The following is a 14,817-nucleotide window of genomic DNA, read 5'->3' on the forward strand; positions in this document are numbered from 1 at the left end:
CGGCTATTCGCCGGCCGTCCTCGGAAAAATTGTCATCTAACGGTCGATCAGACCGCCGCGGTGATCCACTGTTGCAGCTTCGCCTTCGGCGCTGCGCCGACCTGGCGCGAGGCCATCTCGCCGCCCTTGAAGATCATCAGGGTAGGGATCGACATTACGCCGTATTTCGAGGCCGTCTTCGGGCTCTCGTCGACGTTCAGCTTCACGATCTTGACCTTGTCGCCCATCGCGCCGGAAATCTCGTCGAGCGCAGGCGCGATCATGCGGCAGGGGCCGCACCATTCGGCCCAGAAGTCGACGACCACCGGCCCGGTCGCCTTGAGCACTTCGGCTTCGAAATCGGCGTCAGAAACCTTGCCAACGGCCATCGGAATTACCTCGTTCGTTAGGAATTAAGGGCGCGGATAAGAATCGCGCCTGGGATCATAACGTCAAACCTATGAACGCGATCCTGCCGGGTCAAGCACGGGTCACGCCGAGATGATAGGACGCCAGCTCGGTCTCCAAGGCGGGGGCTGAAATCTCCATTAATTCAGCGGTTTCGGTCCAAAGCAGCGCTGTGCGAACCGGTCGCTGGGGATAAAGCTTGCCGAGCACCGCCCAATACAGCGCGAGCTGGCGAACATAGCCCCTCGGCGCCTCCTCGGGCCGGCGCGGCGGGGCGTGATTGGTCTTGAAATCGACGATCAGGACCTCGCTGTCCGTGACCACCAGCCGGTCGATCTGTCCGGACACCAGCGCCGGCCGGCCGCCCGGCCGCTCCAGCCGCCCAACGATCGAGACTTCGGCGCGGCTGCCGGGGGCGAATACCTGGGCAAACCGCCTATCTTCAATCAAGGCAAGCGTGCTTTCGGCCAGCACCTGCCGCTCCTCGTCGGTCCAGCCGTCGGCATTGCGGGCCAGATAGGCCAGCGCAGCCTCGCGGCGGCGCTCGGCGGCAACGTCGGGTAGCGACTGCAGAAGCCGGTGCACCAGCGTGCCGCGCTGCAGGGCGCGGGCGCGCTGCATGAGCGATTCGGCCGTCCGTACCGGGTGACTGTCGCTATCCGCGGGGTCCGAGGGCCGCAGCGGGCTTTCCGGGGAAATCTCGGGCTGTGCCGGCGTCAGCAGCCAGTTGGGCAGCACGATTGGGGATGGTGGGGCCGCCGCGGCGGCTGCCGGAGCGGCTGCCGGCACGGCCTCCTCGGGTCGCGTATAGCGGTTCACCCGGCCGGCAGGGGTCTCGATTTCCTGAAGCTGCAGGCCGGAGCCGGCGAGCCCCTTGGTGATCAGATCGTACCAGGACAGCGGCCGGACACTCTTCATGTTGCCGGGCAGGCAGCCGCCGACGATCAGGCGGTCTGCCGCGCGCGTCATCGCCACATAGAGCAGGCGGCGGTATTCATCCTCGGTGTCGTCGATCATCGCCGCGCGGGCCGCGACGACGGCTGAGGGGTCCTCGGCCTTGCGGCCGGCCCAGACCACGACACCGGGCGCATGCGGATCGCCATTGCCTTGCGGCAGGTTGATCAGTTTCAGCCGCTGCGTATCCGAAGGCGACGTCGTGGTGTCCACCAGGAACACGACGGAAGCCTCCAGCCCCTTGGCGCCGTGCACCGTCATGACACGGACCTCGTCACGCGAGATCTCCATGTCGCGCTTCACCTCGAGGTCGGCCGTGCGCAGCCACGCCATAAATCCCTGCAGCGAGGCCGGCGCCTTGCGCTCAAAGCTCAGCGCCAGCTCCAGAAATTCGTCGAGCGCGTCGTTCGCCTCGTGGCCAAGCCGGTGCAGGATTCGCGCGCGGCCGCCGTCGCCGCCAAGCAGCCAGGCATAGAACGCAAACGGCGTCTCGCGGGCAAAGCGGCGTTCGTATTGTTCGAGCCGCCACAGCGCGTCCCGCAGCCGGCCATCGGCCGCGGCGCGCTCAGCCAGTGCCACGCGCAACGATCTCTTGCGGTCGCAGGCAATCTTGAACAGGTCGTCGTCGTCGAGCCCGAACAGCGGGCTCTTCAGCGCAACCGCCAGCGCCAGATCGTCCTGCGGCAGCAGAAGCGCGTCCGCCAGGTTCATCAGGTCGATGATCGCGATGTGCTCGGTCAGCTTGAGGCGGTCGGCACCGGCGACCGGAATGCCGGCGTGCTTCAGCGCCTGGATCACGGCATCGAATGCGTTGCCGCGGCGGCGCACCAATACCAGCATGTCGCCATAGCGCAGCGGCCGGCGGTCACCCCTGCTGCCGGTCATCACGCGGCTAGCGACCAGGGCCTTGATCTCGGCCTGGATGCGCCGCGCCAGCTTCACTTCGGGACTGGTCGCAGACACGCCGTCGAACGGCGCGCGCCAGCCCTCGATGTCCTGCCGGTCGTCGGCTTCCGCAAGCTCCCAGAGATCGATCTGGCCGGGACCGGCGTCGGCCAGCGCGTGATGGATCGGATTGCCGATATCGACCGCATGAATGCTGCGATAGATATCCTGCTCGCGAAACACCTGATCGACCGCATGCAGGATCGCCGGTCCCGATCGGAACGAATAGGTAAAGGACACTGGATCGAACTTCAGGCCGGCGCCCTCGAACTTCCTCTGAAGTGCGCGGCGGCGCAGGTCGAATTCCCGCGGCGCCGCGCCCTGAAACGAAAAGATCGACTGCTTCTCGTCGCCGACCGCGAACACCGTTCGCACCACGCCGTCGCGCGCGCCCGCTCCGGAAGTGAATTCGGAGATGATATGCGCGACGATATCCCATTGCCGCGGGCTGGTGTCCTGCGCCTCGTCGATCAGCACATGGTCCACGCCACGATCGAGCTTGTAGTGCACCCAGCCCGAGGACACTCGATCGAGCATCTCCAGCGTCTTGTCGATCAGATCGTCATAGTCGAGCAGGCCGCGCTCCTGCTTCTCGCGGCGGTAATTGGCCGCCGCGGCGGTCGCGATATGAAGCAGCGCCTCGGTGCGGTCGCGCGCCACCAGGGCGCGGCGGCGTTCGATCAGGGGCAGGACGCGACGGGCTTCCGATTCCAACAACCGTCCAATGGCCGGATTGTTGTCGCAGAACTTCTTCGTCACCACCGATTTGCGCGGCGTACGCTCGGTGTCGGTGAGGAACAGGGTGAGATATTGGTCGACCTGAGCGGCGCCTGTGAACACCATCGCATCGCGCAGCCGTGCCGCCTGATCCTGATCGGACTTGTTGCCGGTTTCCAGAACCAGCGCAATCTCCGGCCATCGCGAGCGCGGAAGATGGGGGCCCTCGACGATGTCGCGCTCGACGTCTTCAATGCTGTCATCGGGAGAAACACCAAGCGCCGCCGAAATTTGCGCTGCCGCGGCCTGCGCGCTGCCGGCGGCATCGGTCCATGCCATGAAATGATCGCGGCTGAGACAGGCCTCGCGCACCACGTCCTTGAAGGTGACGTCGGCGGCGCTCGCCATCGCCGTCATCAGCGCGCGCCCGGTGGCGCTGTCAGGGTTGCGCGACGCCTCGAGGAAAACGCCGAGATTGGCACGCTCCATCATCTCGTTCTGGTCGCGCTCATCGAGCACGGCAAACCGCGCCGGCACGTTGGCCTCGAACGGGAATTGCTGCAACAGCCGCGTGCAGAGCGCGTGGATGGTCTGCACTTTCAGCCCGCCCGGCGTTTCCAGCGCGCAGGCGAACAGCTTGCGCGCCGCTTTTCGCAGGCGGGCGCCGGGATGGGGAATGCCGGCCTCGCGGATAGCGGCGTCCAGTGCGTCGTCGTCGAGCGTGACCCAGTGGCCCAGCGTCGTGAACACGCGCTCCGCCATATTGGCGGCAGCGGCCTTGGTGAAGGTGATGCAGAGGATCTTTTCCGGCGCGACGCCATCGAGCAGCAGGCGGATCACCCGCTGCACCAGCACGTGCGTCTTGCCCGATCCGGCGTTCGCTGAGACGAAGGCGGACGCCGCAGGGTCCGACGCGCGCGCCTGCGTGGCGCGAACGGCATCGGGAATGATGCGGGAAGCCTTCACCATTCCTCGATCCCCAGGCCGCCGGCCGCCGACCATTCCTTGATGCGGGCGAGATCGTCGTAGGCGCCGTAGCGGTTCGACCACATCGAAAGATTCAGTGAGGTGTAGGCCGTCTCTTCGTTCTCGAATTTGCGGATCAGCGCTTCGAGCTGCTCGCGGGCGTAGTCGGCCGCCTCGTCCGGCGGTTGCGGCGTGTCGTTGTTCCTGATCTTCAGCTCCAGCGAGCGCTGCTCGCCGGGCGGATTGTTGCCGCTGAGCCTGACATAGGCAAGCTCGCCAACAGATGATCCAGCATGGATGTTCTCGAAGCCGCCTTCGCGCAGGATCGCGGCCTCCAGCGTCAATTGCGGTGACAGGCCCATCCGCACCTGCTTGCCGGTCGGCGGCTGACCAGTCTTGTAATCCAGGATAGCGAAGCTGCCGTCATGGCGCTGCTCGATCCGGTCGGCGCGCGCGGACAGCGTGAAGATGCGTTCGTTGCCGAGCGGAATTTTGATTTCGCCCCGGATCTCGGCGACAATTTTCTCGATATCGTCGCGCCGTGCCTTTTCCCAATCCGCAAACCAGGCGGCGATGCGCTGAAACCGCGGCCACCACAGTGCCCGCGCTTCGGGGCGCTCCATCAGCGGCGCGAAGTATTTTTCACCGATGCTCCGCAGCGCCGGCGCGGGCTGTTCGGGAAGCGCGTCGGCGAATTTTTGCGTGAACTCGCCGAGCGCGTCGTGGATCGCCGAGCCGCGGTCGGCTGCCGACAGCGGCATGTCCACAGGGTCGAGCGGATCGAGCCGCAGGATATATTTCGCGTAGATCGTATAGGGATCGCGCAGCCAGTCCTCGATCGCCGTGACCGACAGTTTTAGCGGCCGCGTCGCGACGGGCGGCTTCGGCGCGGGCTGCTCGATCGGCTCGACCTTGTCGGGCTGGTCCAGCTCGGCGGCGAAGCGGACGTAATTCTCTCCGGCACTCTTCGCTTCTTCCCAGCGTGTTTCGCCGGCGACTGCTTCCAGCCGGTGCAGAAAACGTGAGGCGACCGCCGGCGCGCCGCCAATCTTGGCCGAATGGCTCAGGATTACATCGTCCGTTCCCAAGAGTTGAGCGAAGTCATGTGCGGAAAGGCCGATGCGCCGTTCCGGCAGATCGAGGCCGAGTTCGTGGCGCATCGGTCGGCTCAGCCACGGATCGACGCGCGGTGCCGGCGGCCATACGCCTTCGACCAGCCCGCCGAGAATGACGCGGTCGGACTCGGTCAGCCGCGCTTCGAGTTGGCCGTAGATCTGCAGCTGCGCGTTGACGGATTCCGGCCGCCGCACCATGCGATCGGCGTAGGCGGTCTGGAACACATCAGGGTAATCGCCGAGCTGGACCATCAGGCCGCTCGGCTTTTGCTCGGCAAGCAGGTCGTCGAACGCCGCTGACAATGCCGAGCCCTGCGCCTCCTCGAAGACGACCGCAATTCCGTTTTGATCTGAAGACAGTGCAATCAGGATCTCACGATGGCGCAGCGCCAGCTCGGCGAAATCGAACGGTTTTGACGAGCCCATGATTTCCAGCGGCGACAGCGCCTTCTGCAACGCCGCGATCAGCGCATGGGCCTGGTCGAGTTCGTCATCCCTCAGTTTCGCGCGCGGCTCCGAGCCGTGGAGTGAGGATGGTTCATTGCGCCGGAGCTTTCCGAGCTCGATGCGGAAACGATCGAAGTCGCGCGCCAGGCCGGCCGTTCCCGCCTGCGGCCGAGTGCCGCGCAGCAGCGCCAGCTCGAGGGTCTCGATGGCATGCTTGAATGCGCCGAACGAGCGGCCAAGCCGAAACAGCGGATGCTTTAGCAGTGCGAGCAACGTGGGTGGCTCCAGCCCTTGAGCGGCGGCTTCCGCGGCGAGGCGGGCAAAAATGCCGCTGGGCGTATCCATCAGCGCGTCGCCGCCGGAATCATCAAATTCGAGGTTCCAGCGTCTCAGCGCCGCCATCACCCGCCGCGCCAGCGCGCGATCCGGCGTTACCAGCGCGGCTGATTTGCCGAGGTGCCGCGCCTCGCGCATCGCCACCGCAATCGCCAGCGCCTCCATCTCCGAGTTGGGCGCTTCGACCACGGCGAGATTTGCCATGCCGGCAGCGATTCGCGCAGCGACCCCCGGCTGCGCCAGCCGGTCGTGCCATTGTTCGGTCGCGGTCGACGGCCGCATCGTCTCTGATATCAGCACCTCGCGCCCGGATGGTGCCGGCGCACCGAGAATTTCGACGTCGCTTCGCTTGATGCCGAAGCGGTCGAGCAAGCCCTGCATCGCGAATTGCGGATGGTTGGAGGCGGGCTGCGTGGTGAATTTGCCCTGCGCGTCCCTGACGCCGCCGATTGTCTGCCAGGACTCCTCATCGAGATCGATGTCGAGCCCCGGCAGCACCACCGCGCCCTGCTTCAGGCGAGCCACGGCGTTGAGGAATTTCGCGGTCGCCGGCATCGAACCGGTCGAGCCTGCCGCAACCACCGGCCCCTCATGATGTGTGGTCAGGCGCGCGGCTTCCGCGTCGATCAGGCGGTCGCGCCGTTCCGCAGGTTCGATCCGGCCAATTTCCTTCAAGTGCTCCGGCCACGCCTTGCGCGCGATGCGCAGGAATTCCAGCGAGTGCTGCCAGTATTTGTCGAACTGGTCGGGCACCAATTGGTCGAGCGCCTCCCAGGCGATGCCGCGCGTCACCATGTCGTCCATCAGCCGCGCCAGATCGCCGGCAAGCGCCAGCGTCGATGCGGGGCCGCCGACCACGAGCGGCGCCGACACCGGGCTTTTCGCCCACGCCGCCACCAGATGCGCCAGCGTCAAGCGACGCGCCAGTTCGCCGAGCCGCGGCGGAATGTCGAGTGGCGCGACGCCACTGAATTGTTCGGAGCCTTCCGCAAAGGCCAGTTCATCCTCGTCAATGTCGCCGAGCGCGACAATGCGCGGCAGGATCGCGGCATCGGTCTTCAGCTCATCGAGAAAGATTTCCCGCGCCAGCCGCCCGGCGCGGCGGGTCGGCAGATAGAGCGTTGCGCGTGCGAGATTCAGCGGATCTTTCCGCGCCTCGAATCCCTCGACCAGCCGGCCATCGACCAACGCCGCGATGACGGTGCGCAGGAAAGGTGCGGAGAGTGGAACGCTGAAAACGCGCATGGGCTTCCTGATTCGAGGTCAGGGGGCAATATAGGGAGGGAATGCGGGTTGGTCATGTGAATGACAGGCCGAATCCTCCCGTCGTCCTGGCAAAGCGAAGCGCGAGCCGGGACCCATAACCACAAATGCTCCGGTTGGGCATGCTGGGGCCGCATCGTTCCACAACCTCAACAACTGTGGTTATGGGTCCCTGCGTTGGTTATGGGTCCCTGCGTTCGCAGGGACGACGGCGGCAGATTGAGTGCGAGCTACGCCACGCTTTCCAGAAACGCCTCTTCCGCCGCCTGCACCGCGTCGGGGGTTCCGACATGCATCCAGACGCCGTCGAGCCTGAGGCCGAACAACCGTTCCTGCTCGTTGGCGCGGTCGAACATTTTGGTCAGCGAAAACTCACCTTTGGGCGCGTCGGCAAACAGCGACGGCGACATGATCGCCGCACCTGCATAGACGAACGGCACCACCTGATGCTCCCGGCGCTTGCGCAATGCGCCATCCGGCAGCATGGCGTAGTCGCCGCGGCCAGCATAGCCGATGCTGCTCGTGGTCGGCGCCATCAAGAGCAGGATGTCCATGCGATCAGGATCGAAGGTTTCGGCAAGCCGCGTCAGATTGGGCCGCACGCCGTCAATCCACATCGTATCGGCGTTGACGTGAAAGAACGGTTCCTTGCCGAGCAGTGGCAGCGCCTTCACCACCGCGCCGCCGGTGCCGAGTACCTGGTCGCGTTCGTCGGAAATGATGATGCGTGGCCGGGTACGGTTCGCGGTGTGCTGGATGATCTGGTCAGGCAGGTAATGCACGTTCACCACGGCCTCGCCGACGGCGGCGCCGGCGAGCTTGTCCAGCACGTGATCGAGCAGCGGTTGGCCGGCGACGCTCACCAGCGGCTTCGGCAGGTGGTCGGTTAGCGGGCGCATGCGCAAACCGAGACCGGCGGCAAGGACCATGGCTTTGGTGGGCGTAACGGACATCTCAGGATTTTTCTCGAACCATCCAAAATCGCGCCGCGGATCATACCACGGCGATTCGCCTGTTGCTGTGTCCGAGAGGCCATAATTGCCGCATGTGACGGCTGTACGACAGCCGTTTGCGCAACCATGTCAGGCCTCGGCGTCCTCGCCACGCTTGGCCGCTTTCTTCTTCTTGTCGCCCTGCTTTAGGAAGTTGACGCCGATCTGATCGCCATTGACCCAGGCCAACTCGCAGCGCCGATAGGCCAACCCCGTGGACGACAGCAGCAGGAAGAACTCCTTCAGATGCAGGCCCTCGACGGAGCCTTCGACCGTCAGCTTGGCGCCGGTCTCGGAGACATCTTCCATCACGCAATCGCGCCGCCAGGTGCCGTCGATTCCCATCATGTGCGCCGCAAAGCCGCGCTCGAATACGACTCGATCTCCCTTGCGCCGTTCCGCCGCAGCCATGGCCGTCTTCCCGTTCAAAAATGCTGGTCCACGCCTGCGCAGCATGGCCGGTTCCAGAGTAAATGCGGGTAGCTAACAGGAGGTAAATCAGGGCAGCGGCGGCGGAACGTTGGCAGCATACCATTCGCGAAACGCCGCCAGTGCCGGATGCGCCAGCGAGCGGTTCAGGTAGGTCCAGATCCGCGGCTGGTGGCATAGATATTGCGGCTTGCCGTCGCGCCGGTTGAGCCGGGCGAAGGTGCCGAGCAGGCGCGTATTCCGCTGCGCCGACATGATGGCGTAGAGCTCGGCAAAGCTGGCCGGATCGAATTGGCTATCGGCCACGCGGCGCGCCTTGATATAGCGGGTCAAGAGCGATAACTCGAGCTGTTCGGGGACATCGATCCGCGCGTCCTGCAAGAGCGACACCAGATCATAGGCGGCGGGGCCGAGCACGGCATCTTGGAAGTCGATGATGCCGACGCGCAAAATCCCGGTGCGATCGCCGAGCCAGATGATGTTCGGCGAATGAAAATCCCGCATCACCCAGGTTCGCGGCGCAGCCGCCGGCTTTTCCAGTAGCGTTCGCCACATCGCGACGAATTCATCGCGCCGTTCTTGGCGGACTTCAGCGCCGCGATCCGGCAGATACCATTCGAGCATCAGACTGATCTCGACCAGCCATCCATCAATATCGTAGACGGGAATTTGGTATGCGCCGTGCGGCGTCAGCGGCGCCGTTTCGGGCAGGGGTTTGCGATGCAGCTCCGCCAGCATGTCGGTTGCCGCCTCATAGCGCTCGGCGATCGGCCGCGGCGGGTCGCCTTCGACGATGCCGGCGCTGCCGAAATCCTCGGTGATCAGGAAACCTGAATCGAGATCGGCGTGGCGGATCGCCGGCGCCGAGAAGCCGTGCGCGCGCAGACCATTGTCGATGGCGACGAACGGCTTGACATCCTCGGCGAGATGAACGGCCGCGCTGTAGGATTTTCCGTCATAGATCGCCGGTCCATCCGGCCGGCGCGGCGAATTCATCAGGATCGATGTGCCGTCGTCGCCGATCAGACGCGCATAGGAGCGCGTCGAGGCGTCGCCGGGCATGCGCTCGCGCGTTGCATCCAGGAATCCCGCCTCAGTGAGAAATTTGCGCAAGCTGCTCAGTCGCGCCACCTGCGCCGCCGCCCTGCCATAGCCGGTGATTTCGGCGGCGCGCGCGGCGGAGCCAAGTGCCGGGCGATGGCTGAGGGCGATGTCGATGCGATCTTCGGGCAGCGCATCGGGGGCGCGCTCCGGCCATTCGATCAGCGCCAGCGTGCCCTCGGGCAAGGGCGATAACCCGATTTCCTCCAGCTCGCTCGAATCGTTGATGCGGTAGAGATCGGCGTGGACAATCGGAAACGGCAGCTCGTAGCTCTGCGCCAGCGTGAAGGTCGGGCTTGGCACTTCCAGCGCGGGATCGTCGGCGAGATAGCGGATCATGGCGCGCGCCGCCGCGGTCTTTCCCGCGCCGAGATCGCCCGACAGCGTAATGACGTCGCCAGGGCCGACCAATAGCGCGAGGTCGGCCATCAGATGGGCCGTTGCCGCCTCGTTCGCCAACGCCACTGTAAATGTCGCAGGCGCGGTCATTCGGCGGCGTTACGGTGCGCGTTCTGGTCGATCGGGAAGTCGCAGGTCACGGCAGTGCCCTTGCCGACGACCGAATCGACGCGCACCTTGCCGCCATGCAGTTCGACAAACGAGCGCACCAGCGACAGGCCGAGCCCGGCGCCGCGGTGGCGCGAACCGTGGGAGTGGCTCTCGAACCAGTCGAATACCTTGTCTTTCACCTCGGCGGGAATGCCAGGGCCGCAATCGGAGACGGTGAAGATCACGCGATGCTCGGTTCGTCGCGCGCTGATCGTGACCGCGGCATCATGCGGCGAGAACCCGACGGCGTTGGCGAGCAGATTATAGAGCACCTGCACCACGCGCCGCTCGTCGCCCGTGAAGTTGCCGATCTCAGGATCGATATCGACCCTGAGTTCGATGCGGTCGGTCGCCAGCCGGTCCTGGATGCCCTCGGCTGCGGCCTGGATGGCTTTTTCGATATTGACCGGGCCGAGCTCGAGCTTCATGGCGCCCGCATCGATGGTGGCGAGATCGAGGATGTTGTTGGTGAGCGCGAGCAGCGCGTTGGTCGATTTGGTGACGTAGTCGAGATACTCGGCCTGCTTTGGCGTCAACGGGCCGGTCGAGGGATCGCTGAGGAAATGTGCAAAGCCGATGATGGTGGTTAGCGGTGCGCGCAGCTCGTACGACACGTGGTGGACGAAATCCACCTTCATCTGGTCGGCGGCTTCCAGCGCTTCGTTGCGCTCGCGCAGCGCGCGCTCGACATTTTCGGTGTCGGTGATGTCCTGGAATGTCAAAAGAGTCGCGCCGTCGGGCAGCGGCATGGTCATGCAATCCAGCACGCTGCCGTCCTTGCGTTCGAGTTTCAGTGCCACCTGCGCCCGGTTCTCGATTCCCGTGATCGCTTCGCGCAGCGCCCGCCAGGTCAGCGCGTCCTCGAACAGCGGCCTGCACCACGCTTCCACGGTCTCAATGTGGGGCTGTTCCTTGAGCGAATCCGCCGAGAGCTTCCACATTTTCAGGAAAGCGGGATTGAACAGCTCCACGCGGCCGTTGCTGCCGAACACGGCGACGGCTTCAGCCAGATTGTCGAGCGTTTCGTGCTGGACCCGGGTCAGCCGGTCGTAACGGCGTGCTAGATCGAGGCTCTCGGTGACATTGTCGAACAGATAGGTGACGCCGCCTTCGAGGTTCGGCGTGGTGACGACGCTGACGGCGCGGCCGTCGGGCAGAAACCAAGTGTAGTTCTCCGGTTCGACCGCGCGGTAGGCTTCGTGGAGCTTGGACTTCCACGCGCGGAAGTCGGGCTGTTCGGGCAGTTTGCGGGCTGCGCGCAGCCGGTCGAGCACGCTTGAATCGTCGGGGTTGGAATCGAGGAAGGCTTGATCGAGGCCCCACAGCCGCCGGTATGACTCGTTGTAGAAGGCAAGCCGCCGCTGGCCGTCGAATACGGCAACCCCCGATGACAACTGGTCAAGGGTGCGCCGATGGGCTTCCGCCATCCGCTCCATGGCATCGCGCAACTGGGTCGCCTCGCTGGCGTCGATGGCAATGCCGGCGCTTCCGCCGCCGAGCTTGAGCGCCTGAACGTCATAGATGCGCCGCTCGCCGCCGACCACGATCGGCAGCCGCGCGGCGTAGTTGGGATTGTCGTTCAGCACCCGGCCCATCTCGGCGCGCTGGTCGTTCTCCAGGAGCTCGAGATTGCGATGAATTGTGTCCGCGACGCTTGCGCCTTCGGTAGCCCGCACGTAGGCCGTGTTCGCGTAACGCAGATTGCCCTCCGCGCTCTTGGCCCAGATCGGCCATGGCGCCGCGGCGGCGAAGTTGCGCAACAACTCGGTCTCCTCCAAAAGCGTCCGATACCGGAGATTGGATTCGGCGAGTTCACGGCGCAAGCCGCCGAGCTCGCGAATCCGCACAATGGCTTGCCCCCCGATGGCGCGGCCCATCGCTTCGATGGCGCGGCCGTTCGAGGTGGAGAGATTGAGCAGAAAACCTTCGCCGGCCTCGCGCAGCGCGTCGACCGCATGGTCCATCTGCAGCGCCGGTTCCGGCGGCAGCCAGGTTCCAAAGGCAAGAATGCGTTGCGGCGAATTCGAGAGCGCGTCCTGTGAGATCAGAAGCGAGGTGTCGCCGCTGATCTGGGGCCGGTTGTCGCCGGCGGCCCAGGCGATCAGGATCTGGGGCTCGGCGAACAAGAGCGCGCGCAGCCGGTCAGCCTGCACCTGCAGATCGGCGATGTCGGAGCGCAGGTCGAGTTCCATCCGGGTGGCCCGAATGCGCGTGCGCATCAGCAGGATCGCCGCCACCACCGTAAAGCCGAGCAGCGATAGCGTCGTGGTCAGCGCCGCGAACTCCTGGTGATTGAGGTCCAACAAGGCGGAAATGGCTTGCGTGATGGTTAATTCGTCGGCCAAAGCGGGGTCCGGCAGCGCGGCGACGACGGTGGCGAGCGCAATCACGCCGTGGCGCGCCAGTGAGGTGCACGACAGCAGGGTTCGACGCATCGCCGCGACTACGCCCGACATTATTTGCCCCAAAAACGCACGACTGCAGGCCCGGCGCAACCCCAGCGCATGATCCGCCAAAACGTAAGCGGTTTGGCGTTGAGATTATGCGCCGACAAATAGGGAAGAGCGCGCCCGGACGCAAAACCGGACCCCACTTTACTGGTCGCGCTCCGCTCGAATCGGGTCGAGAGTATCCCCTTCGGGAGTCGACCGGTAAGAGTCCAGACCGTGAACGCAAAACTGCCTGTGAAAAAATCAAGGCGGCGTCGTTCCGAATCGTTCAAATTGAAACGATTCAGCGGCCGGTCGAGCCAAAACCGCCGCTGCCACGGCCGGTTGCCGTCAATAAGGTAACGGGAACCAGTTCCGCCTGCACCACAGGCGCGACCACCATCTGCGCGATGCGCTCGCCGCGCTTGATCGGAAACGGCGTGTCGCCGTGGTTGATCAGGAGCACGCTGATCTCGCCGCGGTAATCCGCATCCACCGTGCCGGGCGAGTTCAACACCGTGACGCCGTGTTTGGCGGCAAGCCCGGAGCGCGGCCGCACCTGGGCTTCATATCCGGAAGGCAGCGCGATTGTGAGCGCCGTCGGCACCAGGGCGAATTTTCCGGGTGAAAGGATCAGCGGCGCGTCCGCCGGAACCGCCGCGAGCAGGTCGAGCCCGGCGGCATCGGCGCTCTGATAGCCCGGCAGTGCGAGGCCTTCGCCATGTGGCAGTTGGCAGATGTCGACCTTTACCGTCACACTCACGAGCTCTTCTCCACAGTTTTCGCAATCTTCGCCACCAGTTCGGCTGCGACCTGTTCTTTGGTCATTACCGGCCAGGAATCCACGTTGATCTCCTCGCCGTCGTGCGTCAGCAGGTGAACGGTATTGCGGTCGCCGCCCATCACGCCGGTTGCGGGCGAAACATCATTGGCGACGATCCAGTCACAGCCTTTGCGCGCGATCTTGGCTTTTGCGTTGTCGATAAGATGTTCGGTCTCCGCGGCAAATCCGATCACCAGCGGCGGACGCTTCTCCTTCAGCTTTGAGATCGTCGCCAGAATGTCGGGATTTTCCACCAGTTGCAGCGGCGGCATGCCGGCAGACGTCTTCTTCATCTTCTGCTCGCCTTCGTTGGCGACGCGCCAGTCGGCAACGGCAGCGGCAAAGATCGCGATATCGGCCGGCAAGGCGGCCTCCACCCGATGCAGCATGTCACGCGCCGATTCGACCCGGATTACCGTGACGCCCGCGGGATCACGCAAGTCGACCGGGCCGGAGACCAGCGTGACATCCGCGCCCGCGGCCTGTGCCGCGGCGGCGATGGCAAAGCCCTGCTTGCCAGACGAGCGGTTGGCAATATAGCGCACGGGATCGATCGCCTCATGCGTTGGCCCCGCCGTGATCAGCACGCGCTTGCCCGCGAGCGGGCGCGGTTGCGGCGGACGCAGGATGTCGGCGACGGCGGCAGCGATTTCGATGGCCTCCGACATCCGCCCGACGCCGGCCTCGTTGGACTCAGCCATCTCGCCGGCATTGGGGCCGATCATGTGAATGCCGTCGCGCCGAAGCTGCATCACGTTGCGGCGAGTGGCGGCGTTGTTCCACATCAGGGGGTTCATCGCAGGCGCCAGCAGGATCGGCCGGTTCGCCGCCAGCAGGATCGCGCTGGCGAGATCATCGGCATGGCCGTGCGCCATCTTCGCCATCAGGTCGGCAGTTGCCGGCGCCACGATGATCAGATCGCATTCGCGCGCCAGCCGGATGTGGCCGGCGTCGAATTCGCTGCCGGGGTCGAACAGATCGGTGTAGACGCGCTCGTGCGACAGCGCGCTGGCGGAAAGCGGCGTGACAAATTGCTGCGCGGCCCTGGTCAACACACAGCGGACGTCGATGTGTCGCTCCTTCAGCCGCCGGATCAGTTCCAGGGACTTGAAAGCGGCAATGCCGCCGCCGATGATCAGGGTGACATTCCGTTCGCCAGAAGCGTTGATCGTCGGCGCTGCCTCTGCGGGAGCTTCTGCGGAGGACGGTGAAATGGGGGCGCCGGATAATTCGGGACGCCCTTGGATGAGTTCTCCCAAGATGACCCGAACTTCCTCTTCGACGGAGCGGCCATTTCCGGCCGACCGCAGCCGCAGATAGGCTTTGACGGTTTCGTCGAGTTTTCGGATGGTCAGGCTGGCCAT

Annotated in this window: 8 protein-coding genes and 1 pseudogene; all 9 read right to left on the minus strand. The window is 64.9% G+C overall.

The genetic code is table 11. The features are described 5' to 3' along the window. Positions 1-47 precede the first annotated feature (47 nt). The 9 genes and pseudogenes from trxA to coaBC all read right to left on the minus strand — a co-directional run bounded on the left by trxA (position 48) and on the right by coaBC (position 14,817). Complete coding sequence (gene trxA / locus HCN58_RS08190) at positions 48-368, minus strand: thioredoxin (RefSeq protein ID WP_016847387.1); 321 nt, start codon at positions 366-368, stop codon at positions 48-50. Positions 369-437: 69 nt separating this feature from the next. Then, positions 438-3,972: pseudogene (gene addA / locus HCN58_RS08195) on the minus strand (double-strand break repair helicase AddA). Beyond that, positions 3,966-7,112 carry a double-strand break repair protein AddB gene (gene addB / locus HCN58_RS08200; protein WP_171578859.1) on the minus strand — a complete coding sequence of 1,049 codons (3,147 nt, stop codon included), beginning with the start codon at positions 7,110-7,112 and terminating at the stop codon, positions 3,966-3,968. Before addB ends, addA begins: the two are co-directional and overlap by 7 nt. Positions 7,113-7,360: 248 nt before the next feature. Continuing rightward, positions 7,361-8,083: a nucleotidyltransferase family protein gene (locus HCN58_RS08205; RefSeq protein ID WP_171578860.1), complete on the minus strand. Its 723-nt coding sequence runs from the start codon at positions 8,081-8,083 to the stop codon at positions 7,361-7,363. 129 nt (positions 8,084-8,212) lie between these two features. Beyond that, positions 8,213-8,533 carry a PilZ domain-containing protein gene (locus HCN58_RS08210; protein WP_171578861.1) on the minus strand — a complete coding sequence of 107 codons (321 nt, stop codon included), beginning with the start codon at positions 8,531-8,533 and terminating at the stop codon, positions 8,213-8,215. An 87-nt stretch (positions 8,534-8,620) separates the two neighbouring features. Beyond that, positions 8,621-10,141: a tRNA (adenosine(37)-N6)-threonylcarbamoyltransferase complex ATPase subunit type 1 TsaE gene (gene tsaE / locus HCN58_RS08215; protein ID WP_171578862.1), complete on the minus strand. Its 1,521-nt coding sequence runs from the start codon at positions 10,139-10,141 to the stop codon at positions 8,621-8,623. Further along, the gene (locus HCN58_RS08220) at positions 10,138-12,657 is read right to left on the minus strand and encodes a PAS domain-containing sensor histidine kinase (RefSeq protein ID WP_171578863.1); all 2,520 of its coding nucleotides are present in this window, start codon (positions 12,655-12,657) and stop codon (positions 10,138-10,140) included. The genes tsaE and HCN58_RS08220 overlap by 4 nt, the downstream gene beginning before the upstream one ends. 277 nt (positions 12,658-12,934) lie before the next feature. Further along, positions 12,935-13,393: a dUTP diphosphatase gene (gene dut / locus HCN58_RS08225; protein ID WP_171578864.1), complete on the minus strand. Its 459-nt coding sequence runs from the start codon at positions 13,391-13,393 to the stop codon at positions 12,935-12,937. Beyond that, entirely contained in the window at positions 13,390-14,817 is a 1,428-nt protein-coding gene (gene coaBC / locus HCN58_RS08230; RefSeq protein ID WP_210265919.1) for a bifunctional phosphopantothenoylcysteine decarboxylase/phosphopantothenate--cysteine ligase CoaBC, read from the minus strand. The genes dut and coaBC overlap by 4 nt, the downstream gene beginning before the upstream one ends.

The organism is Bradyrhizobium australiense, assembly GCF_013114825.1.
In the GTDB taxonomy this organism is placed as follows: Bacteria; Pseudomonadota; Alphaproteobacteria; order Rhizobiales; family Xanthobacteraceae; genus Bradyrhizobium; species Bradyrhizobium australiense.

Bases quoted from the DNA above. Each gene is read 5' to 3' on its own strand.
- HCN58_RS08220 (WP_171578863.1), bottom strand. From the start codon at position 12,657: ATGTCGGGCGTAGTCGCGGCGATGCGTCGAACCCTGCTGTCGTGCACC.
- addB (WP_171578859.1), bottom strand. From the start codon at position 7,112: ATGCGCGTTTTCAGCGTTCCACTCTCCGCACCTTTCCTGCGCACCGTC.
- HCN58_RS08205 (WP_171578860.1), bottom strand. From the start codon at position 8,083: ATGTCCGTTACGCCCACCAAAGCCATGGTCCTTGCCGCCGGTCTCGGT.
- tsaE (WP_171578862.1), bottom strand. From the start codon at position 10,141: ATGACCGCGCCTGCGACATTTACAGTGGCGTTGGCGAACGAGGCGGCA.
- trxA (WP_016847387.1), bottom strand. From the start codon at position 368: ATGGCCGTTGGCAAGGTTTCTGACGCCGATTTCGAAGCCGAAGTGCTC.
- coaBC (WP_210265919.1), bottom strand. From the start codon at position 14,817: ATGGCCAGCCTGACCATCCGAAAACTCGACGAAACCGTCAAAGCCTAT.
- HCN58_RS08210 (WP_171578861.1), bottom strand. From the start codon at position 8,533: ATGGCTGCGGCGGAACGGCGCAAGGGAGATCGAGTCGTATTCGAGCGC.